Genomic DNA, 26,085 nt, shown 5'->3' with positions numbered 1-26,085 from the left:
TCCTATTTTATTCGTGTCAAAAATCTTGCTTTTTTTTGGGAGATTTGAGATAAATCCAGAGGAGAATTAGCCAAGTAATGGGGTTAAGGAGTAAAATTTTCCACAGGAAGGAGAACAGTTGTCTTCTTTGCAAGGCATCTATCTTAGCTTTAATCCCTTTGTGTTCGAGATTTTTGTAATGTCTCCTGAGTAAGCTAATATCTTGTGGTTGCCAATTTACTTTTTTCAGCAGTTTATCAATTTGTCGTTCTAATTCAGGACGCAAGTCCCTTGCTTGTTTTAATTCTAGAGATTCGCTTTTTTCCCAAGCATTTGCCAAAATCTCTAAAACTTTTTTGCCTTCTTCCCGACTAATGGAACGTTTATTGTCAAACTTATCCATTAGAGAAAGATATCGTAGTGGCCAACCTAACCGTTGAATCAAGGTAACGGCATCAGATTCTCCACCACTGAAAAAGTAGGCAAAAAAGCGAACATTTGCTTCTGTATTGAGGTCTTGATAAGCTATCTTCAAAATTTCTGAAATCTGCTGAGTATTCAACTTTTCTTTTTCCATATTACCCACTGCTATTACTGCTGCTTCATGGATAGACTTATCGTCATCGCTAAACAACTGTAGCAATTCGGGAATCAATTCTTTAGCATCTGACCCCAGATTACCCACTGCTATTACTGCTGCTTCACGGATAGACTTATCGTCATCGTTAAACAACTGTAGCAATTCGGGAATCAATTCTTTAGCATCTGACCCCAGATTACCCACTGCTATTACTGCTGCTTCACGGACAAACCGATCTTCATCTCTCAACAACGGCAGCAAATCCGGAATCAATTCTTTAGCATCCGACCCCAGATTACCCACTGCTTTTGCTGCTGCTATACGGACAGTGGATTTTTCATCCCTCAACAACGGCAGCAACTGGGGAATCAATTCTTTAGCATCTGACCCCAGATTACCCACTGCTTTTGCTGCTGCTCCACGGACACCGGAATCATCATCCCCCAACAACGGCAGCAACTGGGGAATCAATTCTTTAGCATCCGACCCCAGATTACTGAATGCTCTTGCTGCTAGATAACGGACACTTCCATCTTCATCCCTCAACAACGGCAGCAACTGGGGAATCAATTCTTTAGCATCCGACTCCAGATTACTGAATGCTCTTGCTGCTCCTAGACGGACATCAGAATCATCATCCCTCAACAACTGGTGCAGTTGGGGAATCAATTCTTTAGCATCCGACCCCATTTCACCCACTGCTCTTGCTGCTGCATGACGGACATTAACATTTTTATCCCTCAACAACTGCTGTAGTTGGAGAATTAATTCTTTAGTATCCGACCTCACTTTAACCACTGCTTTTGCTGCTGCTACACGGACATCCCTATTTTCATCCCTAAACAACTGTAGTAAGTCGGGAATCAATTCTTGAGCATCTGACCCGAGATTAACCACTACTTCTGCTGCTACTTTACGGACATTAGCATCTTTATTCCTCAACAACTGAGGAATCAATTCTTGAGCATCAGACCCCAGATTAACTATTGCTTCTGCTGTTGCTCGACGGACATTGATATCTTTATTTCTCAACAACTGAGGAATCAATTCTTGAGCATCAGACCCCAGATTAACTACTGCTTCTGCTGCTGCTAGACGCACACTTCTATCTTTATCCCTAAACAACTGCTGCAATTGGGGAATAAATTTTCTAGCATCCGACCCCATTTTATCCACTGCTCTTACTGCTGCTAGACGCACACTTCTATCTTTATCCCTCAACAACTGGTGCAACTGGGGAATAAATTCTTGAGTGTCCGATCCCAAATTACCCACTGCTCTTACTGCTGCAAAACGGATATTCCAATTTTCATCCCTCAACAACTGGTGCAACTGGGGAATAAATTCTTTAGCATCCGACCCCATATTACTCACTGCTCTTGCTGCTGCAAAACGGACACTCCAATTTTCATCCCTCAACAACTGATGCAACTGGGGAATAAATTCTTTAGCATCCGACCCCATATTACTCACTGCTCTTGCTGCTGCAAAACGGACACCCACATCATCTTGATCCCTCAACAACTGCTGCAGTTGGGGAATAAATTCTTTAGCATTCGACCCCATCTCACCCACTGCTTTTGCTGCTGCTATACGGACAAACTTATCTTCATCCCTCAACAACTGCTGCAATTGGGGGATAAATTCTTTAGCATTCGACCCCATATTACCCACTATTTTTGCTGCTGTTTGACGGACATTGGGATCGTCATCTATCAACAATTGCTGCAATTGGGGGATAAATTCTTTAGCATTCGACCTCAGATTACGTACTGCTTTTGCTGCTCGTATACGGACATTGTAATCATCATCCTTCAACAATTGCAGCAATTGGGGATGTTCAATCTGGAATACCATCTCACTCAATGCTGTCAATGCTGCTTTATAGACATCCGAATTATTATCCCTCAACAACTGTAGCAATTGGGGAATCAACTGTTTAGCATCCGAACCCATATTACCCACTGTTTTTGCCGCTGCTTCACGGACATCCGAATTATTATCCTTCAACAACTGTAACAACTGGGGAATCAACTGTTTAGCATCCGAACCCATATTACCAACTGCTTTTGCTGCTAGCTCGCGGATACGCCAATTTTCATTACTCAACAACTGCAGCAACTGGGGAATCAATTGTTTAGCATCCGACCCCAGATTACCAACTGCTTTTGCTGCTGCTTCACGGACAGGCAAATATTCATCGCTCAAGAATTTTCCAATTTGTTCAACCCGTTCCTGGGGAATCTCAACAGGAGACTTAAGGTCATACTCAGACATTTTCTCCAAAGCATAAACCCAAACATCAGGGTCAGAATCATCCAACGCTGCCAACATTCCCTGGAGTTGCCATTCTTCCGGTGACTTCTCAACAGCTCGAACATGACCCAAATTTATCGCAAACAGCACCAACAAAAACAGCAGCAAAAAACGCCATTTACGGAGAAAAGAGTTACAGAGTTTCATCATCTTAGATTGAGAGATAGAAAACAGCAGCTTATTTTAAGTCTACACATTAGACATCTCCGAAAAATATGTAGACTTTTTGTAAAAGTAGGGAACAGGGAACAGGGAACAGGGAACAGGGAAGATATTTTCAGTAAAAATGTACAGAAAATGATTTTATCAGGAAATTTTACAACTCTACTTTATGGTAAATAAAGGGCAAGTTTATTTTCTGGAGATGTCTATTAACAGACAATCTCCCAATTATGAAAACTCATCCAACTCCTCACACAAATCTTGCAACTGCTGATGCTCTACTTTCCTAGAAGAACGCCGATATTTTTTACTAGCTAACTTAGGTTCAAACTTTTGTTTACCACCCGAACTTGTTTTCGCCTTCAAGTTTGACTCAGCATCAGGTTTTTGCTGCAATACCTCCTGCCGCGCGATCGCCTCTTCTAAAAACATCAAATAATATTCATACCTATCCCAGTCACCCCGCACCACACAGTTCGGTTCATCCCGATGCAAACAATCACTAAACTGACAACTCCCCTCCGCCAAATACTTTCGAGCTTCTGGAAACAAATACGCCAACTCTATCGGTTCGCAGTCTAACTGTGGTTGATTAAAACCCGGTGTATCTGCTAACAAACCCCCATTAGGCAACTCAAATAATTCAACGTGACGAGTAGTATGTCGTCCCCGCGACAACTTTCCCGACACTGCACTCACTCGTAAATTCACATTAGGAATCAAATAATTAATCAAACTCGACTTCCCCACACCAGACGGACCAGAAATTACAGTAATTTTATTCCTCAACTTTTCCCACAGAGAATTCGAGCTATTCTTTTCCACTCCCAAACCTGCTTCCGTTTTCACACTAATAAAAAACGGTTCATAACCCCACTCATAAATTTTACTGCGCCATTCTTCCGTTTTTGTCGCCGTTACCAGATCGCACTTACTCAAACACAAACATATCTCCAAACCTGTTGACTCTGCTTTGAGTAAAAATCTCGTTAAAGCAACAGGATCTAAATCTGGTTCTGCCAAAGCAAACACCAACATAACCTGATTTGCATTAGCTATCGGAGGGCGATCCAGTTCTGTTTCTCTCGGCAAAACCTCAGCGATAGCACCTCGTCCACCTGACCAGTCTGGGTCCTCTATAATTACGCGATCGCCCACCATGACTTTTTGGCCAATTTTCTTCAATCGCGCTCTACGGGTACACAGAAGAAACTTAGGTAAATTTTCTCTTGCATTTTTGACCAAATTATGATATATCTCAATCTTAACTTGGTAAAAATTGGCCTGAACTGCCACAACTGTCCCCAGACAGTTATTATCGGCCTCTAATATGTCACCTATTTCTGAAGTCCAATTCATGCCACCATTTCTGGGCAACGCACCTTGAGGACAAAGTATTCAGACTGGTCTTTTATCTCTTCTATTTGATAACCTTCCACAATCAAACTATCAGGTACTTGCTCTATTGGTTCCCCCGGATCTAACCATACTTCTAAAATTTCTCCAGGCATCATCTTTTCCAGATACAGTTTTGTTTTCACAAAATTAATAGGACAGGGAGTACCCCGCAGATCTATTTGAGCATCTGACTTTTGTTGCTGCTGGATTTCTGATTGAGAATCCATAGTTAAATATTTTTTCTCCAATTTTTGTTTTTGTTGCAGGAATATGGTTAAACCTTTCCAGTGTAATAGTTACTAAATCTATAGAAAAATATTCCTTGACTTAGTTTTAATTAAGTGTTACCTTAACGGGGTGAACTACAACACCCTCTATCCCATTGCTAAAAGCGTTTGGGACTGCTTTTCGTAATATGTTTAAACTTCCATTCACATCAGCATTGTATTTGACACCATTTGAAGCTTTATAAAGTCCTCTTTTCACTCGTTTACCACTAAATCTATGTTTGACACCTTTTTGGTAAACTGGTAAGTCGTCCAAATCTAAAAAACTAGCTTTTGATGTATAACTTTCTTCATTAATTATGACTTTTATTCCTACTAAATTGGCTTTGTACTTTAGTTGTTCAATTAACTTAAAAAAAGGAATTTGAACAAAATTTTGATTATTTTTTTTGCCAAGATTTAGGCTTTGTTTCCAGTTAGGATTATTTCCTATTACTAAAATTCCTATCTGATTTTCGATCAGACGATTAATAATATACCTGCTAGTCTTATGCAGATAATCATCAATCTTTAAATTTCTTTTTGTCGATAATCTTTTGATTCGATTACTACTTTTAATCTTCTTTAATTCTGACTGTAGTTTACCCTTCTTATAATTATAGAATTGATTAATTGATTTGACTGGTCTGCCGTTAATAATAAAGGGTTGAAAACCTTTTTTATTTGATGTTACAGTAGCCAAATTATTCACTCCCAAATCTACAGAAGCTACATCAGATTCTGACAAATCTAATTTAACTTCAACGGATTCGTAAACCACTTCTATAACATAGTAATTAAGCTTAGGAATAATTCTCACTTGTTGCAGAGAATCATAATTTATTTTACTGTCAAAAAATAGCTCACTTTTTGATAGTAATATCTTCTGATTTTTGACTAATTGAGGTTTACTAATCGCTTGTTTTGTATAAACTAGAATATTCCTACCTTTCTGTTTATGTTTATATTTTGGCAGTTGAGGACGACTTTTAAACTTACTTGGACTTTGATAATAAGCTCTTATAGCTTGAAAAAAACTTTGCCAATTTTTATCTAAAAGAATCAAAACCTGCTGAGAAACTTTGGCCGGTATTGCTTGATAATCTACTCCCGATTGTAATAACTTTTGAACCTTTTTATAATTTAGATAATTTCCGTTATTAATAAACTCTTGTCTAACTACGTAGTTAGCTATATTGTAAAGATTTTTAGACAAGAAAGCTAGAGTATCAAGTGATTTATAATTGGGATGATTTTTTTTAATAATAGTACGTTCTACTAATTGCATTATCCCTCCTGTAAACATTTAACGAGCGGTTCTGCTTTCCTTTCTCAGTCTAAGATATTTTTAGTTGTTTTCCTATGTTTTTCTATAAAATCAATAAAACTTTACAATACTCTATCGTTAATAATATTTATTGAAAAATGCTTGCTTTATAATTTTTCTAGCACTTTTGTGGAACAAACGACCAATTTTTTATTATTTGTCTAATATCAACTTAACTATCCACCAGGATCTAATTTCAACAAAGAATATATTTAGTTATACTTACCGAAAAATTCAGGTATAAAGCGTCTCCATTCATTTAGAAAGAGCAGTCCTTGGATGGATGGGTTACCTAACCAGATCCAATCTACCCTTGAGAACAACAAAATTCCTTTTAACCCAATCCTTCTATATACAGAAGACGTAATTATTAATTGTTAATTATTAATTATTAATTATTGAATGTACCTCGGTAATATTTAAGCTTTTGTTTTGGCGTTACTAATTCTGGGTTATGACATAGATGCTAATCAACTTATAAACCTAATTCAAAATCCAGAAAATCATCAAAAAGTCATTCAGCAACGCCTCTATTTTTACCCACTACTAAGAATAAGTTTTTGAGGATTAAGAAAATCTCCAATCTCAATCACTTTTGTTGAAATAAATTTCCCAGAAATCCTTCTAAACCTCCTTTTCCAGTACGTTCACCTTTAATATTCGCCAAGTTTTCTAATAACTCTCTTTCTTCTGCAGTAATTTTTGTAGGAATATCAATTTCGATTGTTATCAGATGGTCTCCACGACTTACCGGATTACCTAATTTCGGCACTCCCTTATCTTCCAAAGTTAAAACAGTATTTGGCTGAGTACCTGCTGGAATTATTAATTCCGACTTACCATCAACTGTATTTATTTCCAGGGAACAACCTAGAATTGCTTGTAAATAACTAATTTTTATTTGGGAGAGAATATTAACCCCATCTCTTTGAAACTCTGGGTTATCTTTGATAGACAGGAAAACATACAAGTCTCCAGGAGGCCCGCCCATCTTACCAGCATCTCCTTCATTAGAAACTCTTAGCCTAGTACCATTATCTACCCCTCCTGGGATAGTAATTTTGATCTTTTTCGTTACCTCGTTCTGGCCACGACCTCCACAACTTGGACATTTTTCCTCTATTATCTGCCCAGTACCGCCACATGAGGGACAAACTGATACTTGAGTGAAACTACCAAAAGGAGTTCTTGTGGCCCGGCGAACTTGACCAGTGCCTCCACAAGTAGAACAAGTTTGAGGTCTTGTGCCTGGTTTAGCCCCTGACCCCTTGCAGGTTTCACAAGTTTCGAGATGCTTAATTGTTAGTTCTTTATCTCCACCAAATATAGCTTCGTGGAAATCCAGATTCAGGTCTAAACGTAGGTCATCCCCTCTAACTGGACCTGTACGCCTACGTCCTTGAGTTCCCATTCCTCCAGAGAACCCACTGAAAAAGCTTTCAAATATATCAGCGAAGCTATCTGAAAAGTCCGTTGAGAAACCTGATGCTCCTCCTCCTGATACTCCTGCTTCTCCAAAGCGATCGTAACGAGCTTTCATTTCAGGTTCAGACAGAACCTCGTAGGCACGATTTATTTCTTTGAACTGCTCTTCCGCTCCTGGCTCTTTATTCACATCCGGGTGGTACTTACGAGCCAAGCGGCGGTAGGCACGCTTTAGTTCCTCCTTATCTGCAGTACGAGAAACACCTAGAATTTCGTAATAATCACGGGCCATAGAGCTATTTGCCTAGAATAATAATTAATGTTAATATTATATACAAAATTTAATCTCCTCAAAGCTAATACACAAGTCATTAACTTTGAATCTGCAAGGCATCACTTTAGTGATAGTTATTAGCGACAGAGCCTTGCTGAGAAAAACAAGACGCGAAAGTTTAAGTTTGTGGGCTGCGAAGCCTACTCTAACCCTTACTGTAGCTTATAACAGTTTATTATTTTACGTCGCTTAACTTACGACCACTTATCCTTAAGATAAATTTTAGTTATTGGCTGGGCGGGAGTGTTCACTTATTAAACAAGTTACTAACTTTTTCAAATATACTTTATTTTTTAGCTTTTTTCTTTTCCAAGTCAACTAATTACTTGTGGAAAAGTTTGAGAAAGTTTATAAGTAACTTTCGTTAACTTTATAATCCTCTGCTTTGTGATTTTATATTTTTATCAGATTTTTATCAGCCGATAATATTTTGGGTTTGAATTTCCAACTATATTTATTCTTGCCTTATGCTAGTCTAGCATAGACTTAACAATAAATCCACATAGGATTATACTGAAAAAGTTTTATGGGTGAGGGTCATTTCAGTTATAGCGCTCCGCGCTAGGGAATAGGGAATAGGGAATAGGGAATAGTAAACTGTCAAAGGATTTCAGGATTTAGAGATGTCCTAACCTTTGGTTCGACTGCTATATCAGTTATCAGTTATCAGTTAAGTTATCAGTACCTCTAGCTGTTTGCGCAGCATGACCTAGGAAAGCTTCAGGATTAACATAAGGAATAGTCTTTTTTTATCCCTTTAAAAAGGTAGGCTCTAGACCACAATTTTTCGTTAAGAGTCGGCACTCAGGTAGGGGAGGCGTCGGGTTGCTACTTACAGAACTTAGGAGGCATGGGGAATGGGAAATTACCTATGTATTGGGAACTAATTATCCCTAAGTTTTTGTGCTATTTCTCCCTAATCCCTACTCCCTCTTTAAATCTATAGAAAAGGATTTTTGCCAAATTCATTTTCAGGTTCTTCAGTTATTTGCTGAACCTTAGTTGGATTTTGGTCATTTGTAGTCGAATTAGTATCAACCAATGTCTCATTTTCTACTATTTTAGAAGTTTCTGGCTCTGTAATTTCTGGTTCTACTGCTTTAGAAGTTTCCGACTCTGTAATTTTTGATTCTACTTTCTTAGAAGTTTTTGACTCTTTAATTTCTGAATCTTGAGGCACTTTAGAACTTTTATCTTCTTCTGGTAACTTCAGCTTTTCACTGCCCCCTTGTTGATATAAAGTTTCACCTAAAGCAAATAGCTGTTCCCTGAATGTTTCAATCTGCTGATTTAGTTGGTCATAATTAACTTCAGTTTCTGAATTAATCAATACCTGTTTCAACTCCTCATAACTGTTGCCAATTTCTGTAGCAACCTCTTCATCAATAACATCACCATGTTCTTGAATAGTTACTTCATAGTTATATAAAAGAGTATCTGCCTGATTTCTCAATTCTGCCAATTGTTTTTGTTGACTGTCTTGTTCAGCATAAATTTCTGCTTCTTGCTGCATTCGTTGAATTTCTGCTTCATTCAGACCACCTGTATTACTAATTTCAATACTTTGTTCTCTACCCGTTCCTTGGTCAATAGCTCTAACTTTCAAAATTCCATTAGCATCTATATCAAAATTAACTTCTATTTGTGGTATACCTCTCGGAGCAGGAGGAATTCCTTTCAGTAAAAACTTACCTAGACTTTTATTATCCTTAACCATTGCTCGCTCACCCTGCAGGACATGAATCTCCACAGACGTTTGTCCATCCACAGCAGTAGAATACATTTGGGAACGACTGGTAGGAATTGTAGTATTTCTCTCAATCACCTTAGTATATATTCCTCCCAAAGTTTCTAACCCCAAAGATAGAGGAATCACATCCAATAACAAAAGGTCTTTAACTTCACCTCCTAAAATACCAGCTTGAATAGCTGCCCCCAAAGCCACAGCTTCATCAGGATTCACAGAAGTATCAGGAGGTTTACCATTAAAATAATTACCTATTGCTACTTGAACTGCTGGTATTCTAGTAGACCCTCCCACAAGAATAATCTTGTCTATATTTTCTGGCTTCATCCCAGCATCCTTGAGAGCTTGTTCAACTGGTTGAATCGTACTTTCTACCAAAGGTTGGACCAATTTTTCAAATTGGGCGCGAGTTAGCTTGGTCTCCAAATGTTTTGGCCCTGCTTCGTTAGCCGTAATAAATGGTAAATTGATATTTGTACTCTGGGCAGAAGATAGTTCTATTTTGGCTTTTTCTGCTGCTTCTCGCACTCTTTGTATAGCCATTTTATCTGGATCTAAATCTGTCCCTTCCCGATCTCTGAACTGATCTACTAACCAACGAACTATACTATTATCAAAATCATCTCCTCCTAGATGATTATTACCAGAAGTAGCCTTAACTTCAAAGATTCCATCTCCTAACTGTAAGATAGAAACATCAAAAGTCCCTCCACCAAGGTCAAAGACTAAGATAGTACGATCTTCATCCTGCTTGTCAATACCGTAGGATAATGAAGCAGCAGTTGGTTCATTGATAATTCTTAACACTTCGAGGCCAGCAATAGTTCCTGCATCTTTAGTTGCTTGTCTTTGTGCATCCGTAAAATAGGCTGGTACTGTAATTACAGCTTGAGTAACAGAATCACCTAAATATTTTTCAGCATCCTGCTTCATTTTTTGCAAAATCATAGCTGAAATTTCTTGAGGAGTATAATTTTTTCCCCTAATTTGGACATTTACAGTATTTTCTTTACCCTGAATACTGGTGTAGGGAACTTGGGAGCGTTCTTGTTCGGTATCTTCCCATCTTCTCCCGATAAATCTTTTAATGCTATAGACTGTATTTACGGCATTGGTTACTGATTGTCGCTTTGCTAGTTGGCCAATTAAACGTTCATTTCCTTTGCCAAATCCGACAATACTAGGTGTTGTACGTCCACCCTCTGAGTTGGAAATTACAACTGCTTTTCCCCCTTCTAAAACGGCCACACAACTATTAGTTGTCCCTAAATCAATGCCAATGACTTTTCCCATAGTGCTTCGGCGTTCTTAATAGTCAAAAATATTTTTTATTTATTGGAATTTATTGGAATGAAGCATTCTAGCTTCTGACTTATACTCAGGCTTTAAAAGCAAAAAAAATCTACCTTTTTTATTACTTTGTAGCTGATAGTTACGTTTTTTTTACATTTTAATCAACTATAATTTTTTATGCAAAAGCTGTAAAAAAATCAGCTAATTACGTAACTCATAATATAATTATTCCCATTTTTACTAATTTTAATTCTCTCCCCCAAATCATTAGTTTGATTTGTTTAAGTTGTATTCAGAAAAAAGTCTAAGTTAAATTCCTAAAATTAGATTGAATTTTTAGCATTTTTGTTTCTCTTGTAGCTGGTTTTGGGTAACTCTGAATACAACTTAAAAGCTGAATAATTCAATCAAAAATAACTAACCAGTATTAACTTTCTGGATCGGTTTGATTCTCTGGTTCAGCATCTGTAGGTTCTGGTGCCGTTGCTACTTTTACCATAGCGTGTCGGAGTACACGATCGCCTAGAATATAACCTCGCACCAACTCTTCTATTACAGTTCCTTCTGGATGTTCTGTGGTTGCCTCTCGCATTACTGCCTCATGTAGATTAGGGTCAAATTCTTGACCTTCTGGGCGCATAGGAGAAACTCCCAACTTTTTCAAAGAGTCTACCATTTGCTTATAGACACTTTGATAGCTTTTATGGATAGTCATTTCTCCATCATTTGCTGGTTTAATCTGGGAGCGAGCACGTTCAAAATTGTCAATTACTGGTAATAATTCAGTGATTGTAGAACACTTTACTTGTGTATCTAATTCTTCTTTTTCCTTGTCTGTCCGTTTACGGAAGTTATCAAAGTCTGCTCCTAGTCTTTTGTATTGACTTTCTTTTTCTTCTAGTTGAAACTTGGTAGTTTCTAACTGAGTTTCTAATGATTCATAAGCCTCTTTTAATAAGACCATTTCTTCTGAAACTACTTCAACACTTTTCGTATCTGTATGTTGCGAGGCATTATCTTCAGAGACTTCTGTATTACTCTCAACCGTTTCAGATGAGTCCAATTCTACATTTTGCTCAACAGTTTCAACATCTTGAATATTCTCATTTATTTCTTGATTTTTTGTTTCTGTAGAGGGGTTTTCTCCTGCCATTTAATTTTCTCCTGATACTTAAGGCTATTACTGTTTTGTGTCTTGTTTTTTGATCCCAATCAACCAGACCGGAATCTAATATAAATACACAAACACATAGCTCTAACTATGTTAATATTAGTTTATATTATTTAGGACTATTTTGATACCTTTTTACTTGAAATTATTGGGCTTTAAGTAGCAAGATGGTCATTTCAGTTATCAGTTCCTATAGCTGTTTGCGCAGCATTACCTAGGAAAGCATCCGGCTTAAAAATACGGAGTATTCTTTATCTATTAGTCCATTGGATCTGCTTAGGTAAACCATCATCCCACCCTACGGGAAACTTTCCTTACGGAATGTTATCGCAAAGGTTAAATACCACTTTTTATCCTCCTCTTTAAAGAGGAAAAATAAGACCCAAGTTTTTCTACTTCTTTAAAGTAATAATATAGTATATTGGGTTATAAAAATTATAGAATTTATTTAGCAAGATATATTCTTGAAATCCGTTATAAAAATTTGCTAAAAATTGCTAAATAAATCTTTCTTTTTTCTATCTATAAAAATTTTACTAATCATAATTTATTGCAACTAATAAACTATGATTTTACCATTTTGTTCAAATAATATTGTCAGAATATGTTAGTAGTTCTGTTAAAAACTCTTTTGGCTTGGATTTGCTCTTTAACTAGGGCTTCAAAAATCAAAAGTTTATTAAAAAATAAATCATAATAATACTATAGGACTCAGGAGAAATGGTGGATTACATAAAGATGTAGTCAGAACAATTATCTCTCAATTTTTCTGCCGTTATCTGCCCAAAGTCCTGAGTTTTTCCTGCTCATCAGAGTAAAAAGCTGGCACTTTTCTCCCACAGAAAATGGCTTTACCCTTTATATGTCAATCCTTTCAGATTTATTCAGCCAGTCCTACTTAATTCCTGACCACATAGCCTTATGTTGTTGGCCAATATTGCGCTATAAGCTACAACTTCACATTATACCGAATCATTGTATTATCAAGCAAAACATTTTCCTGGTATAGATTTTTGACATTCAATAGCTAATTTTACCTACTATCTTTAACACTATAATAAAGTGTCTCTAAAACTCGTGGAGTCCGACGAGCGAGAAGTCCACACTATAATACCCCAAGGTTAGTGTGGGAGTATGCCACAATGAAAAAAAGCTAGTGCCGCTACGCGGAATTCAAAATTCAAAATTCAAAATTTAAAATTTAAAATTTAAAAGTATTCCTTAGTAAGGCTTTGAGGATTTTGTAACTGGTCAGTTATTTCTGCTATCCTGCACTAGTGAAATATTGGGGTGCTTAACGAAGTCAGAAGTCAAGATAACACTTGCAAAATAAAATAAGGATCTGTCTTATGTGACTATATTGTTATGAACTATAACAACTTGTTAAGCAAGTGTAAATTTTATCAAAAACTTAGGGAATATTTAGATTAAGGAAAAATTTTATCAGCCATGGCCCAAACCTCTTCACGCAATCCACGCACTGCTATAGTTGCTCTCAGTAATCTCTCTCCCTTTGGGAATAAACTGGTTCAAGCTGGCTATGTCAACATTGAACAGTTCCAACATTGCCAAGTAGAAAGTCGTAAGACTGGCAAATCACTGACAGAGCTACTAGAAGGTTTAACAGGACAACCCTTACCGCCAGAATTACTAAGACATTATAAAAAGCAACAACTATTTGAATTGATGATTCTATATGGTGTAGCTGCTTTTGACCCAGAAATTACTCAAATACCACCAGAACAGGTATGTTATTTAATTGACAAAGTAACTCCAATTGAAACTTGTCGTCGAAATCAGATTATACCACTATTTAGTCGCGAAACTCATTTAGCAAGTCAGTTTGTCCAAACAGGAAAGATAAGTCAAGAGAAAAGTTTAAAGGCACTGAGGCAAAGCAGTGATTCGGGAGGTAGTTTAGTTGAAGAATTAGAAAAGTTTTCTGGAGATTCATTACCGGCAAATTTGGTCAAGGATTATGAAAATAACCAACCATTTGTAATGATGGCGATGGTTAACCCTGATAATCTTCAAGCTTTGGATGAGCTAAAAAATATCTTTAGGTATCGTGGGTTAATTTTGCAACGGTTGGTTATTACTCAAGAAGATTATGAAAGTCTAATCAACTATTACTTAAACGAACAAACCAGAAAAGATGCTGCTAAGGCAAAAGAAGCAGAAAAAAAAGAGCTAGAGTTGGAGTCTGGTTTCTTTGAGAATGCCGATCTGGAGGATGCAGCAGATGACGCAGCAGTAGAAGACATCGCTAAAAGTATCTCTGCTGCAGAGGATGCTCCTGTTATTAAAGCAGTAAATGTCATTTTAGTAAAAGCATTAAGTGAGGGGGTATCTGATATTCATGTGGAACCTCAAGAAGAATTTATTCAAATTCGGATGCGTAAAGATGGGGTTTTACAAGAGTATTTTCGATTTCCGAAAAAGGTAATTCCGGCTATTACTTCACGATTTAAAATTATTGCAAATTTAGATATTGCTGAACGACGGCAAGCACAAGACGGTCGTATCCGCAAGGTATTTAAGGGACGTACAATTGACTTCCGGGTAAATAGTTTGCCTAGTCGGTATGGTGAAAAAATAGTTTTGCGGATCTTAGATAGTTCTAGTACCCAACTGGGATTAGATAAGTTAATTTCACATATACCAACTTTGGAACTGGTGAGGGAAACTGCTAGTCGTCCATTTGGATTAATTCTGGTGACGGGGCCAACTGGTTCTGGTAAGTCTACTTCTCTATATTCGATTTTAGCAGAACGAAATGACCCTGGTATTAATATTAGTACGGCAGAAGACCCGATTGAATATGCTTTGCCCGGAATTACTCAATGTCAGGTAATTCGGGAAAAAGATTTGACTTTTGCGAGTATCCTACGGGCGTTTCTGCGACAAGACCCGGATGTTTTGCTAGTGGGGGAAACGCGAGATAAGGAAACGGCAAAAACGGCAATTGAAGCTGCGTTAACTGGACACTTGGTTTTGACAACTCTACATACTAATGATGCTGCGGGAGCGATCGCTCGTCTTGATGAAATGGGAGTAGAATCTTTCATGGTTTCAGCAGCTTTATTGGGTGTGGTGGCACAACGTCTGATGCGTCGGGTTTGCAGTGAATGCAAAGTGGAGTATAAACCTGAACCTGATGAGTTTCGTCGTTATGGTATGGTTCCTTCTCAGGAGGAAGAGTTTACATACTATAGGGCAAATACTATACCAGTTGAGCAACGAGAAGATTTAAGAGAAAGGGGAGAGTTATGTCGCAAGTGTAATGGTCTTGGTTATAAAGGTCGTGTGGGTGTTTATGAGTTTATGAAAATTACGGAGCGGTTACAAACTTTAATTACTCAAAGAGCGCCAACGGAACAAATTAAGGAAGCTGCGGTAGAGGAGGGGATGATACCTCTATTACAGTATAGTTTGAATTTGGTACGAGAAGGTCATACAACTTTTGAAGAGGTGGAACGGGTAACATTTACCGATTCTGGTTTAGAGGCGGAAATGAAACGCCAGGCCAGACTAAATCTGGTATGTAGGTCTTGTAACGCTGAGTTGCAACCAGAGTGGGTAGAATGTCCTTATTGTATGACTCCTCGCTTTGAGTAGGAGTAGACTTGTGGGGGGTGTGGGAAAGTGTGGGGAGGGTGGGAAGTGTGGGAGGTGTGGGAGGTGTGGGGAGTGTGGGAAGTGTATGTTTTTGACTTTCTGCTTGTGACTAGACTTGGAGAACAAGGACAACTTGGTGACAAGGGAGAAAAAAGAAATTCTCATTCCTGGATTAAATGCTGTTGACTTATTTGTGGTCTAGGTAAACCAGATTTAGTATAAAAAATAAGGTATTGGTGAAATAAGGTATGAAATTTGTATCGGAGTAAGATTGATAGTAAGGAAAAAAACTGTTTTAACTACTGACTACTGTAGGGGCGATTCGCGAATCGCTCCTACTAAAAACCATACAATAATTCACCAACCCCAAAAATAATTAGTGACTGATAACTAATAATTGATAACTGATAACTGATAACTGATAACTGAATAAAGCGGAGGTTTAATTTATGTCTTTAATGATTGAGGATGTTTTAGAATCCTTAGTTGAACAGGGTGGTTCGGATGTTCATATTCAAGCAAGAGCGCCGATTTTTTTCCGTATTAGTGGTCAGTTGACTCCTCAACCTCAGTTTGGGGAAAATATGGAACCAATAGAAGTACAAACTCTGATTTTCCAAATGCTCAATAATATGCAGCGGAAAACTTTAGAGCAAACCTGGGAGCTTGATAGCGCTTATGGTGTTAAAGGTTTGGCTCGTTTCCGTCTCAATGTGTATCGGGAGCGGGGGAGTTGGGCAGCTTGTATGCGTGCTTTGGCTTCTAAGATTCCTAATGCTGATAAATTAGGGATTCCGATGATTTTACGAGAAATGACGGAGCGACCCAGGGGTTTGTTTTTGGTGACGGGGCAAACGGGTTCTGGGAAAACAACTACTATGGCAGCTTTAATAGATTTGATTAACCGTACTCGTAGTGAACATATTCTGACTGTGGAAGACCCCATTGAATATGTGTTTCCCAATGAAAAAAGTTTGTTTCACCAACGACAAAAAGGGGAAGATACGAAAAGTTTTGGTAATGCTCTGAAAGGAGCGTTGCGTCAAGACCCTGACATTATTCTGGTTGGGGAAATGCGGGATTTGGAAACTATTAGTTTGGCTTCTAGTGCAGCAGAAACAGGTCACTTGGTGTTTGGAACTTTGCACACTAACTCAGCTTCGGGTACGGTAGACCGGATGTTGGATGTTTTCCCACCAGAACAACAACCGCAAATGAGGACACAGTTGGCTAACTCTCTTGTTTGTATATGTAGTCAAAACTTAATCAAGAAAGTAGGTGGGGGTCGTTGTGCTGCTCACGAGATCATGATTAATACTCCAGCGATCGCTAACTTGATTAGGGAGTCGAAAAATTCTCAGCTTTATTCTCAAATTCAAATGGGTTCTAAGTTGGGAATGCAAACTATGGAAATGTCTTTGGCGAATCTTTACAAAGAAGGGAAGGCTACTTGGGAAAATGCTATGGCTAAGGCAGTTAAACCTGATGAATTAGAAGCTTTGATCGGTCCTGAACCCAAGGAAACTAAGGCTAAAGCGAAAGCAAAGGCTCGTTAGTGGAGAGTGTGGGAAGTGTGGGAAGTGTGGGAGGTGTGGGGAGTGTGGGAGGTGTGGGGAGTGTGGGAGGTGTGGGGAGTGTGGGAGGTGTGGGGAGATGGGGTGCATTGGAGTATTTTTAAATTATTGCTTCTTTCTACCGACGACTCCTAACTTAAAAATTTAATCGCGGGTATTGATAGCAAATGGGTTCTATAGTTCGATTTATAGCTGAAGTCAGAAGTCAGAAATTAGATTCTTGCTGTGACTACAACGGGGTAAATATTTTTTGTTTGCTTCCTACTCCTCTACTCCCCTATTCTCCTACTCCCCCTAGCTCCTCGATAATTTCCTTTTCCTCCTGACTCCTGACTCCTACCCTTACCAAAAGACTTTTTCTGCAAACCCTAAATAAAACAAGGAAGGAATAAAATGGCTGGTAATATAGCAAATAAAAAACCTCAAAGTAGCTTAGAAAAACGGTTAGAGATAATAGAAGAACAAATAAATGTTGCTATAGCATCGGTGACGGTAAAAGATTTATCTATCTTTGCTCGTCAGTTTTCTGCAATGTTTAATGCTGGAGTACCGATGATTCGGTGTTTAAGAGTTTTAAAAGACCAAACTTCTAATGCCAAAATTAAGTATGCTATTAAGCAGGTTGGTGGAGAAGTAGAAGAAGGCACCGAATTGTCAGAAGCAATGAAAAAACATCCTGCCTGTTTTGATGAATTATTTATCAGTATGGTAGCTGCTGGAGAGGTTGGTGGTGTGCTTGATGAAGTTCTAGATCGTCTGGCAGTTATGTTGGAGAAAAATGCTAAGACATTGAGTGAAATTAACTCAGCGATGTCTTATCCGAAAACTGTTATGTTTATTGCTTTAGCAGTGTTTTTTGGCATGACAACTTTTCTGTTACCAACTTTTGCTGGTATTTTTGAACAAATTGGTACAGAGTTGCCTGCTTTTACTGTGTTTATGTTAAAAATAAGTGAGTTTTGTAGGACTTGGCCTCCTATTCCCCAGGTAACTACAATAGGAGTAATTATTGGTATTTATATTGCCTATTCAGCGGCTTATAAAACAGATGCAGGTAGGCTGTTTTTTGACAAAGTTTTTCTCAAACTTCCTATTTTTGGAGATATTCTAGAGAAGTCGGCGGTGGCTCGTTTTTGTATGATTTTTGGTACTTTGACTCGTTCTGGAGTACCGATGTTAAAGTCTCTGGAAATTGTGCGAAATGTGGCAGGGAATGAAGCGATCGCTCAGTCTATTGAGTATGCAAGACAGCAAATTCAAGGTGGGGGTATGATTAGTTTGGCTTTACAGGAGAAACAAGTTTTCCCTTCTTTGGCGATTCAAATGATGGCTATTGGTGAGGAAACTGGTGAATTGGATGGAATGTTAATGAAGGTGGGAGCTTTTTATGAGACTGAGGTTGAGGAGGCTGTTAAGTCTCTGTCAAGTATGTTAGAACCACTAATGATTGTGGGTATTGGTGGGATGGTAGGTTCGATTTTGATGTCTATGTATTTACCTATGTTTGCTGTGTTTGAAAATCTCTAGGAATTAGGGAATAGGGAATAGGGAATAGGGAATAGGAAGGAAATAGGGGAGTAGAGTTCTTAAAAATAAGATATCTTTGCTCTTGGCAAACGAATCGTTAAAAACATTGCTCTTACTTACTTATTACCTAATAGCAGTAATTATTAATTGCTGATAGCTGAATTCTAAAAACTGAATGCTTACCTTAATATAAATTCCTAGTTGCTATTTATCAATGTTAATTATCGTTCAAATTGACTTTGACATTTACATTATAACTTCTTCCTTTTTCCCTTTTCCTTATTTAAAGTTAAATATAAAAGCATATAAAAATTATTATTTATGGTTGTAAAAAAGTCAGATTATGAAGCATTATTAGCTGAATATAGTAATCCGAACGCTGCAATTGCACTACTTAAACAATATAGATTGTATTTGGAAATGGTGCCAAGTTTGCGTCGGCCTGAAGATAGTTTAATCACTATTCCTTTGCCAGTGATTCGGTTACGAAAAGATGGTTATGAATCTGGAAAAACTGTTGTTTTACCCTGCGATATAGGAATTTTTATGTGTGACCCAGAATGGAAGGTTAAGACTGGGGTAGAAATTTTTGTTTTGATTTATCGACCCCAGGAAGATTTTTCCGATCTACTTACTCGTTGGCGAGAAACTCAGGTTTTATTAGATAAGGAATATGAGTGGGTAATGCCTCAAGGTTATAAACATATTTATTCTCAAGAGGCGGAGGAAATTTATCCTTTATTTGTTTTATTTTCGGAAACTCCAGAAAGAGTTAAAAGAGGATTAATGGGAGCAAATTTGCCTTTTGTAATTCAGGCAAATTATGATTCTATAGAAGTAGAAGTTGAGGAATCTAATATTGAGGTACAGAAGATGTTATCTCAGATGGATGATGGAATTAATGAGTAATGAGTAATGAGTAATGAGTAATGAGTTGTGAGTTGTGAGTTAGGAGTAATGAGTTGTGAGTAATGAGTTGTGAGTTAGGAGTTGTGAGTTAGGAGTTGTGAGTTATGATATCAAATCCGTTTAATTGCACATACAATAATCGCATCTACTTTCTTTCGAGGATAGTCTAGGCAGTTGAGTTTCTTTCTTCTTGACACACCCTAGAAATAAGTGGTTGAGTATTTTCTACTGTAGGGGCGATTCGCGTAATTAGCAGCATTCCGCAGGAAATCGCCCCTACGACTATTGACTACTAAATTGATAGTGAGGTTATTTAACCGGATTTGATATGAGTTATAAGTTATGAGTAACGTAAATATTAGTATTCAAGAAAGAACAGAAAACTTTGCCATCAGAGTTGTCAAGACGTATTCTGAGCTAAACAAAAGAGATTTTGATGATGCTGGCAAGGTTGTGTCTAAACAATTTTTGAGAAGCGGAACCTCAATCGGTGCAAACTGTTCAGAAGCTAAATATGCACAATCAACTAAAGATTTTATCAATAAATATTCTATAGCTTTAAAAGAAGCCAGTGAAACTCTTTACTGGATAAAAATTATGATTAAATCGGAGATAGTCTCAAAATCTAGATTTCAAAATATGATAGAAGAAAATGAAAGAATCATTAAAATATTAACAGCTTCAATCAATAAATTAAAAGAAAAACAATCCACTTAAACTCATGAGTAATGAGTAATGAGTAATGACTCATTTCATAATATGTTATTCTTGGAAGAGTTAATCAAGATTGAAGTGAAGCACAAAATTAAGGATGAAACGTTTAGTTATTTGCTGTGATGGTACCTGGCAAGATTTAAAAAGTTCTTACCCAAGTAACATCGTAAAACTTACTCAAGGGGTAAAACCAATAGCTAGTGACGGAATCCCACAAATCCTCTTTTACGATTCAGGAATTGGGACTGAAAACCAAAAACTATTAGGAGGTGCTGCCGGAGTGGGAATTGATGCCAATATACAAGATGGCTATAGATTTCTCTGTCTCAACTATGTTCCTGGAGATGAAATCTATCTGTTTGGATTTAGTCGTGGTGCTTATACAGTCAGAAGTTTAGCAGGGATGATCTACTGTTCTGGGCTTCTAAAACGTCGTTATATTACGCAAGCACCGGAAGCTTACGAGCTTTATCGCCGACGAAATATTAAACCGAGTGATAGGGAAGCTACTGAATACCGGAAACTTAACGGTGAACGTATTCCTATTACTTTAATCGGTTGTTTTGATACCGTAGGTGCTCTAGGGATTCCTACTATTCCCCTAATTCAAAAATTTAAGCCTCTACTTAATCGCCGTTATAAATTCTATGACACGAAATTAAACAAATATGTGCAGAATGCGTTGCACGCTATGGCAATAGATGAAGTTCGAGAACTTTTTGATGTGACTCCCATGAAGAAAAACCCTAAGGCGGAAAATCAACGAGTGATTCAAAAGTGGTTCCCTGGTGAACATGGTTGTGTCGGTGGTGGTACGGAAGAATATAGAGGTTTGTCAGATGGAGCTTTGAAATGGATGATTGATTCCATTGGCGATCTTGGGTTAGGGCTAGAATTTGATATTGATGCAATTCCTACAGGGATTCAACCTAATAGTCAATCCGAATTTAAAAACGATCCAGGTTTGTTTAAATTGGCAGGAATTAAATTTCGTGATGTCAGCGATGCTATAGATGAACTTCATGAATCCACGGTTGAGCGTTTGAAGAATCGCCAGGATTATCGGCCAAAAAATCTAGAGAAAGTTCTTCCTAAATTGAATTTGAAGTAATCAGGAGTTACCTATGTGGCTTGTCTTGGGTAAGGTTAAGGGTGTATTTGACATACTCCCGACGTTGCCCTTACGGGAAAACGCGGGATTCTTCAGTCAGAAAAAAACTGACTGCTGTTTTGACAGAGGTGATGTCCTCCCACTGTTTTGACCTATACTATAACAAAATACCTCCTCGAAAGTCAAGGGAATCGAAACATTTTATTTGTGGAGATATCCGACTCTTGGCCCAGACTTTCATCCCGACGCTCCCCTCCCCCCTATGCACGGGGGGTTAGGGTAGGGCTAATTCTTTGTCGCCAGAGAATATTTAGGGAGAGGGTGGGGAGGATGGGGAAGATGGGGAAGATGGGGAAGATGGGGAGGATTGGGAAGATGGGGAGGATTGGGATACAGAAGTTGCATAAATAAAAGCGGATTTTTCTCCCACACCTCCCACACCTCCCACACCTCCCCACCCTCTCCTACTTTTTTCTCTGATGACAATAAATTGACCCTGGGGGGTTAGGGGGGATGGAGAGCGCGGGACAACAGCCAGGAAAGTTAAAGAAACAGAACTATGGCAAAACTAAAATTGGAGAATATCGTTATAGAATAATTGTCATCAGCGTTCATAATGTCTATGCCGTTTCTTAGATAAATCCTCAATTTTGAATTTGAGGATATATTTATTCTCAAGAAGCAGAGGAAATTTATCCTTTATTTGTTTTATTTTATGAAACTCCAGAAAGAGTTAAAAGAGGATTAATGGGAGCAAATTTAGCTTTTGTTGTACAACCAACATTTGATTCGATAGAAGTAGAAGTTGAGCAATCAAATACTGAGATAGAAGAAATTTTATTTCAGATGGATGATGGGGTTGATGATATTTAGGGTTTGCTGAAAAAGTCTTTTTAAGGAGCGGGGGAGTAGGGGAACACAGGAGTAGAAGAGCAAGTTTTTTGCCCAACTCTTGCTCAAAATTCTAACTTTTTGAGCGTTTTAGACTGAAATTAACAGACAATATTTCAGTTGATAGTATAGGAAAAAGGTGGTGGTGCTGAGGAATGGTAGAGAGAGTGTGGGAAGTATGGGAGGTGTGGTCCGTGTGGTCCGTGTGGGAAGAAATTAAAAAATATATATTTTCACGATTACAATGCAGGACTACCAGGAAAAAAAGTAATTGTAGATGGTCGCGAAAATGCCTACTTTCAAAGTGAGCGAAATAATTAAAAGTTAAATAAATAAGAAAGATAAGCTAGGTAAGAGCATAGTAGGTGATAATTGTGACATTCTCGATCCTGATAATTTTTGAACTACCAGTAAAGAATAACTAATTAACTATGAACCAATCATCTAGTAATCCCAAAGAAAGGTTTAAATACTACGGTACGCCTGGAAAGGACTTTCCCAGATTTGATGTTAATAGTCCCTTACCTGAAGAAGTTGAACCAACCCCAAGATATGAAGCTCATCTTGGTTTGCAGGTTTTCCCCACCTTGCCTTTAATTCCTCTCCTTAACTGGGCTTTTGGAGGATTGGCCAAAAAGTTAGGTTTCCGGAGCATGATAGGTTCATCTTTTAGGACTTGGATGCCTGCTAACTTAAGTCGCTTGCATCCTGATAAGTTCAGCGATGAATATTTTGTGGAACGGCGTTTAAATGGATTTAATCCGGGAAAATTGAACCAGGTTAAAGACCAGGAATGGCAATATGCTGTTCGCTATGAGACTGGACGCTATCAAGCCGAACCCGGAGGAATACTCCCTGAATATAGTGAGGCTCGTTTTACACTGAGCGATCGCGCTCTCCACGTTCACTCTATAGAATATTCCTGGAAAGACCAAGTTATTAATTGCTTTCCTAGAGATGGCCAAGACTGGGAAAAAGCAAAATATTATTTTCGCAGTGCCGAATACGTCTTTCAGGAAATTCAGTCTCATTTGGGACGGACTCACATGAATATGGATCAATATGCCATGGCATTTTATCGGAATGTCATCAAGAGTCCTATTCGCGAGCTACTATGGGATCACTTTGAAGGTTTAATTAGTATCGACAAGAAAGGATCATCCCTGATTATCGGAAATACGGGATTTATTCCGGAAGCTTCTGCTTTGGATGCAAAAAGCGTGGAGGGGGTTCTAGTAGAAGAAATTGCTATATTGAATTATCACTGGTCTCCAGCAATACAAACTCTACCCGATCCGATCGATAATAATTATTTCGATCGCGCTGCCCTTGCTATGTGGGAGTTACTGGAAAAATATGTTTCTGAATTTTTTGCTAATAATCAACAGGAAATTCAAAATCATTGGCATGAAATTGAGGGTATGTCTCAAGATTTAGTTACTCATTCAATTTTCAAACCCAAGGAAAAATTAGCAATTAACGACGAAAAAGATTTGCAACAGCTTTGCGTTTATGTTCTCTATCACTGTACTTTTTTCCATTCTTGGGTAAATAATAAACAATATGAAGATGGTGGAGATGTTGAATATACGGCGATCGGATTGTGGGATAAAGATGATCCTAACTATGATGCCAAAAAGGTTGAAGAGCGATATGATGCTCAAGTTAAGTTAATGTGGACTTTAGGAAGTCTTCGTTACAACCCTGCTATTGAATTTGCTCCCCTGCCTCTGAAAAAACTACTTTGGGAATATCGCGATCGCATCGAACCAGGAATTCCTCTTGGATGGATTATGATGAGTATTAATATTTAGAAGAAAGCGCCAGTATGTTTTTTCAGAGTCACAAAACTCTTATACACAAAAATGACGGATACAATTATGCTTTTTAACAAGGATTCGCTTTGCTCAGTTTATTTGTTGATATCCATTAAGCTTCGCTATAACGGGAGTCCCCTGGAGGTATAAAGATGGAGAGATTGATGAAAAAAATTTCGGATACTATTGTGTTCTTTTTTTACTTAATTGGTGCCTCGTTACTTTTTATGTTGGCAGCATTTAAAAATAAAGGACGTGCAACTCATAAATATGGCGTCGGTGGTGCTGGAACTTTGAAAGTGGTGGAACGCCCGGAATTTCCAGAACATGAGTTTTGGCAACCAGGAAAAGTTTTTCCCTTACAAATTCGCCATGGTGCGGTGACATTTGAGGATGATGCAGCGATGGATCTTCGCAGTGCGTCTCTCAAACTCAGCGAGCAACCAGAGAAGAGTCCACTTGATATCATTATGAATACGGGGCCGCGCACATTTCGAGATATCATTGAATTTTGGAATTTTACTTTGGCATCGATAAGCGATAAAGGAGAGGACGAACCGGTTAGTTCTAAGGGACTTGAGGGTTATTGTCAAAAAGAACCTATCTTCAAAGAAATTTTTGCTGAAACCATGCGACGTGCCCCTGAGTCTTTTAGTCAGATGTATTATTACTCGAAGTTGGTAAATTACTTTAAAGCAAAAGATGGAAAACTCAGATATGTTAAATATCGTTTAATTCCCGAAGATCGGGGAGTAGATTCTGGGAGTGTATTCGGGAGCGATCTGGAAAAGCCTTGGTTGCAAAAGCGACTTCCGGAGGAGACAAGACCTATTGATTATCTCCGCAAGGAATATATTGATAGATTATCAAGACAACCTTTAATTTTTCATCTGCAATTGCGTTTGCATGAGGATATTCAAGGAGATAAAACTGCAATTTTTACGCAGGAGCGAGACTGGAGCGAGGAAACTTCTCCTTGGCTTGATTTAGCAACAGTGAGACTTGAAAGAGCGCTATCTTTTGAGGAAACGGAGAAACTCTCTTTTAATATTGGCAGGCAACCAGATTCTTTAGGTGCTGTGGAGGGGTTTTCTTCCAAAGATCCTAATTCTGTAAATGCTGCCCGTGTTCGGATTTATGGGTTATCTCTGGCAGTAAGAAGCTTTTTATATAAAAAAAGTGAGTAGTTTAAGTAGGGTTTGCTGAGAAAAGCAGAGTGTGGGAGGTGTGGGGAGTGTGGGGAGTGTGGGAGGTGTGGGGAGTGTGGGAAGTGTGGGAGGTGTGGGAGAAAAGTCCGCTTTTATTCATGCAGCTTGCGTATCCCCATCTTCCCCAGGCAGGAGGCAAACCGTAAATATTCTCTGGCGACAAAGAATTAGTCCTACTCCCAGGAGGGGAAGCGTGGTTATATGAGGGTTTGGTTTCACAACCCCTAAGGTAATGTTTTCTGATTTTTTTAGCGCTATGAGGGGTCATACCCTAAACTGCAACGTTATAGTTATTGAAATTTTTGGATGAGGCGTTGCATAAATACGCTGTGGAATGGGCATCTTGCCCGTTATTAAGACTTTTGTGGAATGGGAAGGATGCCCGTTCCTGATCTTTTCAGGTGGGAAGGGCATCCTTCCAAGTTATATTCATCCCGCCCCTGAGCAATGCCTTAAAAGTGAGGAGTTTAAGTAGGGTTGGCGGAGAAAAGCAGAGTGTGGTCCGGGTGGGAAGTTTGGTTATATGAGGGTTTGGTTTGACAACCCCTACGGTAATGTTTTCTGATTTTTTTGGCGCTATGAGGGGTCACGCCCCAAACTGCAACGTTATAGTTATTGAAATTTTTGGATGAGGCGTTGCATAAATAAGGGATGATTTTAAGACTTTTGTGGAATGGGAAGGATGCCCGTTCCTGATCTTTTCAGGTGGGAAGGGCAT

General features: G+C 38.3%; 22 protein-coding genes. 14 read left to right on the top strand and 8 right to left on the bottom strand.

Going from position 1 to position 26,085, the window contains the following annotated elements:
* Positions 1 to 16: 16 nt before the first annotated feature.
* From F6K40_RS17175 to grpE, 7 genes are all read right to left on the bottom strand, one after another.
* Positions 17 to 3,025 (bottom strand): sister chromatid cohesion protein PDS5, encoded by a 3,009-nt coding sequence (locus tag F6K40_RS17175; protein WP_293137924.1) that lies wholly within the window; start codon positions 3,023 to 3,025, stop codon positions 17 to 19.
* Positions 3,026 to 3,265: 240 nt separating this feature from the next.
* Positions 3,266 to 4,396: a small ribosomal subunit biogenesis GTPase RsgA gene (rsgA, locus tag F6K40_RS17170; RefSeq protein WP_293137922.1), complete on the bottom strand. Its 1,131-nt coding sequence runs from the start codon at positions 4,394 to 4,396 to the stop codon at positions 3,266 to 3,268.
* On the bottom strand, positions 4,393 to 4,662 hold the full coding sequence (locus tag F6K40_RS17165; protein WP_293137920.1) for a sulfurtransferase TusA family protein: 270 nt from the start codon (positions 4,660 to 4,662) through the stop codon (positions 4,393 to 4,395). Before F6K40_RS17165 ends, rsgA begins: the two co-directional genes overlap by 4 nt.
* Positions 4,663 to 4,768: 106 nt before the next feature.
* Positions 4,769 to 5,989, bottom strand: a complete 1,221-nt coding sequence (locus F6K40_RS17160) for an RNA-guided endonuclease InsQ/TnpB family protein (protein ID WP_293137919.1) — start codon at positions 5,987 to 5,989, stop codon at positions 4,769 to 4,771.
* Positions 5,990 to 6,617: 628 nt separating this feature from the next.
* A complete protein-coding gene (dnaJ, locus tag F6K40_RS17155; protein WP_293137917.1) occupies positions 6,618 to 7,745 on the bottom strand; it encodes a molecular chaperone DnaJ in 1,128 nt (375 codons plus the stop codon).
* Between the two features lie 982 nt (positions 7,746 to 8,727).
* The gene (gene dnaK, locus F6K40_RS17150; RefSeq protein WP_293137915.1) at positions 8,728 to 10,827 is read right to left on the bottom strand and encodes a molecular chaperone DnaK; all 2,100 of its coding nucleotides are present in this window, start codon (positions 10,825 to 10,827) and stop codon (positions 8,728 to 8,730) included.
* Positions 10,828 to 11,254: 427 nt separating this feature from the next.
* The gene (grpE, locus tag F6K40_RS17145) at positions 11,255 to 11,980 is read right to left on the bottom strand and encodes a nucleotide exchange factor GrpE (protein ID WP_293137913.1); all 726 of its coding nucleotides are present in this window, start codon (positions 11,978 to 11,980) and stop codon (positions 11,255 to 11,257) included.
* A 1,467-nt stretch (positions 11,981 to 13,447) separates the two neighbouring features.
* Here grpE and F6K40_RS17140 point away from each other — a divergent pair.
* From F6K40_RS17140 to F6K40_RS17105, 8 genes are all read left to right on the top strand, one after another.
* Entirely contained in the window at positions 13,448 to 15,616 is a 2,169-nt protein-coding gene (locus tag F6K40_RS17140) for a GspE/PulE family protein (protein ID WP_293137911.1), read from the top strand.
* Between the two features lie 27 nt (positions 15,617 to 15,643).
* Complete coding sequence (locus F6K40_RS17135; protein WP_293137909.1) at positions 15,644 to 15,802, top strand: hypothetical protein; 159 nt, start codon at positions 15,644 to 15,646, stop codon at positions 15,800 to 15,802.
* A 263-nt stretch (positions 15,803 to 16,065) separates the two neighbouring features.
* Complete coding sequence (locus F6K40_RS17130; RefSeq protein WP_293137907.1) at positions 16,066 to 17,172, top strand: type IV pilus twitching motility protein PilT; 1,107 nt, start codon at positions 16,066 to 16,068, stop codon at positions 17,170 to 17,172.
* Positions 17,173 to 17,187: 15 nt separating this feature from the next.
* Positions 17,188 to 17,325 carry a hypothetical protein gene (locus F6K40_RS17125; protein ID WP_293137905.1) on the top strand — a complete coding sequence of 46 codons (138 nt, stop codon included), beginning with the start codon at positions 17,188 to 17,190 and terminating at the stop codon, positions 17,323 to 17,325.
* Between the two features lie 258 nt (positions 17,326 to 17,583).
* Positions 17,584 to 18,717 (top strand): type II secretion system F family protein, encoded by a 1,134-nt coding sequence (locus F6K40_RS17120; RefSeq protein ID WP_293137903.1) that lies wholly within the window; start codon positions 17,584 to 17,586, stop codon positions 18,715 to 18,717.
* A gap of 321 nt (positions 18,718 to 19,038) precedes the next feature.
* Positions 19,039 to 19,626, top strand: a complete 588-nt coding sequence (locus F6K40_RS17115) for a hypothetical protein (RefSeq protein ID WP_293137901.1) — start codon at positions 19,039 to 19,041, stop codon at positions 19,624 to 19,626.
* Between the two features lie 342 nt (positions 19,627 to 19,968).
* The gene (locus F6K40_RS17110; protein WP_293137899.1) at positions 19,969 to 20,343 is read left to right on the top strand and encodes a four helix bundle protein; all 375 of its coding nucleotides are present in this window, start codon (positions 19,969 to 19,971) and stop codon (positions 20,341 to 20,343) included.
* A gap of 94 nt (positions 20,344 to 20,437) precedes the next feature.
* A complete protein-coding gene (locus F6K40_RS17105; protein WP_293137897.1) occupies positions 20,438 to 21,451 on the top strand; it encodes a DUF2235 domain-containing protein in 1,014 nt (337 codons plus the stop codon).
* Between the two features lie 285 nt (positions 21,452 to 21,736).
* Here F6K40_RS17105 and F6K40_RS17100 read toward each other — a convergent pair whose 3' ends face one another.
* Positions 21,737 to 21,937 (bottom strand): hypothetical protein, encoded by a 201-nt coding sequence (locus tag F6K40_RS17100; RefSeq protein ID WP_293137895.1) that lies wholly within the window; start codon positions 21,935 to 21,937, stop codon positions 21,737 to 21,739.
* A gap of 27 nt (positions 21,938 to 21,964) precedes the next feature.
* On the opposite strand from F6K40_RS17100, the gene F6K40_RS17095 reads away from it, so the two are divergent.
* The 6 genes from F6K40_RS17095 (at position 21,965) to F6K40_RS17070 (ending at position 25,513) form a co-directional block, all read left to right on the top strand.
* A complete protein-coding gene (locus F6K40_RS17095; protein WP_293137893.1) occupies positions 21,965 to 22,087 on the top strand; it encodes a hypothetical protein in 123 nt (40 codons plus the stop codon).
* 111 nt (positions 22,088 to 22,198) lie between these two features.
* Positions 22,199 to 22,324 (top strand): hypothetical protein, encoded by a 126-nt coding sequence (locus tag F6K40_RS41375; RefSeq protein ID WP_293137891.1) that lies wholly within the window; start codon positions 22,199 to 22,201, stop codon positions 22,322 to 22,324.
* 173 nt (positions 22,325 to 22,497) lie between these two features.
* Positions 22,498 to 22,650: a hypothetical protein gene (locus F6K40_RS17085; protein ID WP_293137890.1), complete on the top strand. Its 153-nt coding sequence runs from the start codon at positions 22,498 to 22,500 to the stop codon at positions 22,648 to 22,650.
* A 123-nt stretch (positions 22,651 to 22,773) separates the two neighbouring features.
* A complete protein-coding gene (locus F6K40_RS17080) occupies positions 22,774 to 24,156 on the top strand; it encodes a hypothetical protein (RefSeq protein WP_293137889.1) in 1,383 nt (460 codons plus the stop codon).
* Positions 24,157 to 24,323: 167 nt separating this feature from the next.
* The gene (locus F6K40_RS17075) at positions 24,324 to 25,346 is read left to right on the top strand and encodes a catalase family protein (RefSeq protein WP_293137888.1); all 1,023 of its coding nucleotides are present in this window, start codon (positions 24,324 to 24,326) and stop codon (positions 25,344 to 25,346) included.
* Between the two features lie 29 nt (positions 25,347 to 25,375).
* Positions 25,376 to 25,513: a hypothetical protein gene (locus tag F6K40_RS17070; RefSeq protein ID WP_293137886.1), complete on the top strand. Its 138-nt coding sequence runs from the start codon at positions 25,376 to 25,378 to the stop codon at positions 25,511 to 25,513.
* Positions 25,514 to 26,085 lie beyond the last annotated feature (572 nt).

Source organism: Okeania sp. SIO3I5, assembly GCF_010672085.1.
In the GTDB taxonomy this organism is placed as follows: domain Bacteria; phylum Cyanobacteriota; class Cyanobacteriia; order Cyanobacteriales; family Microcoleaceae; genus Trichodesmium.
This window is presented reverse-complemented; position numbering and strand designations above follow the sequence as displayed.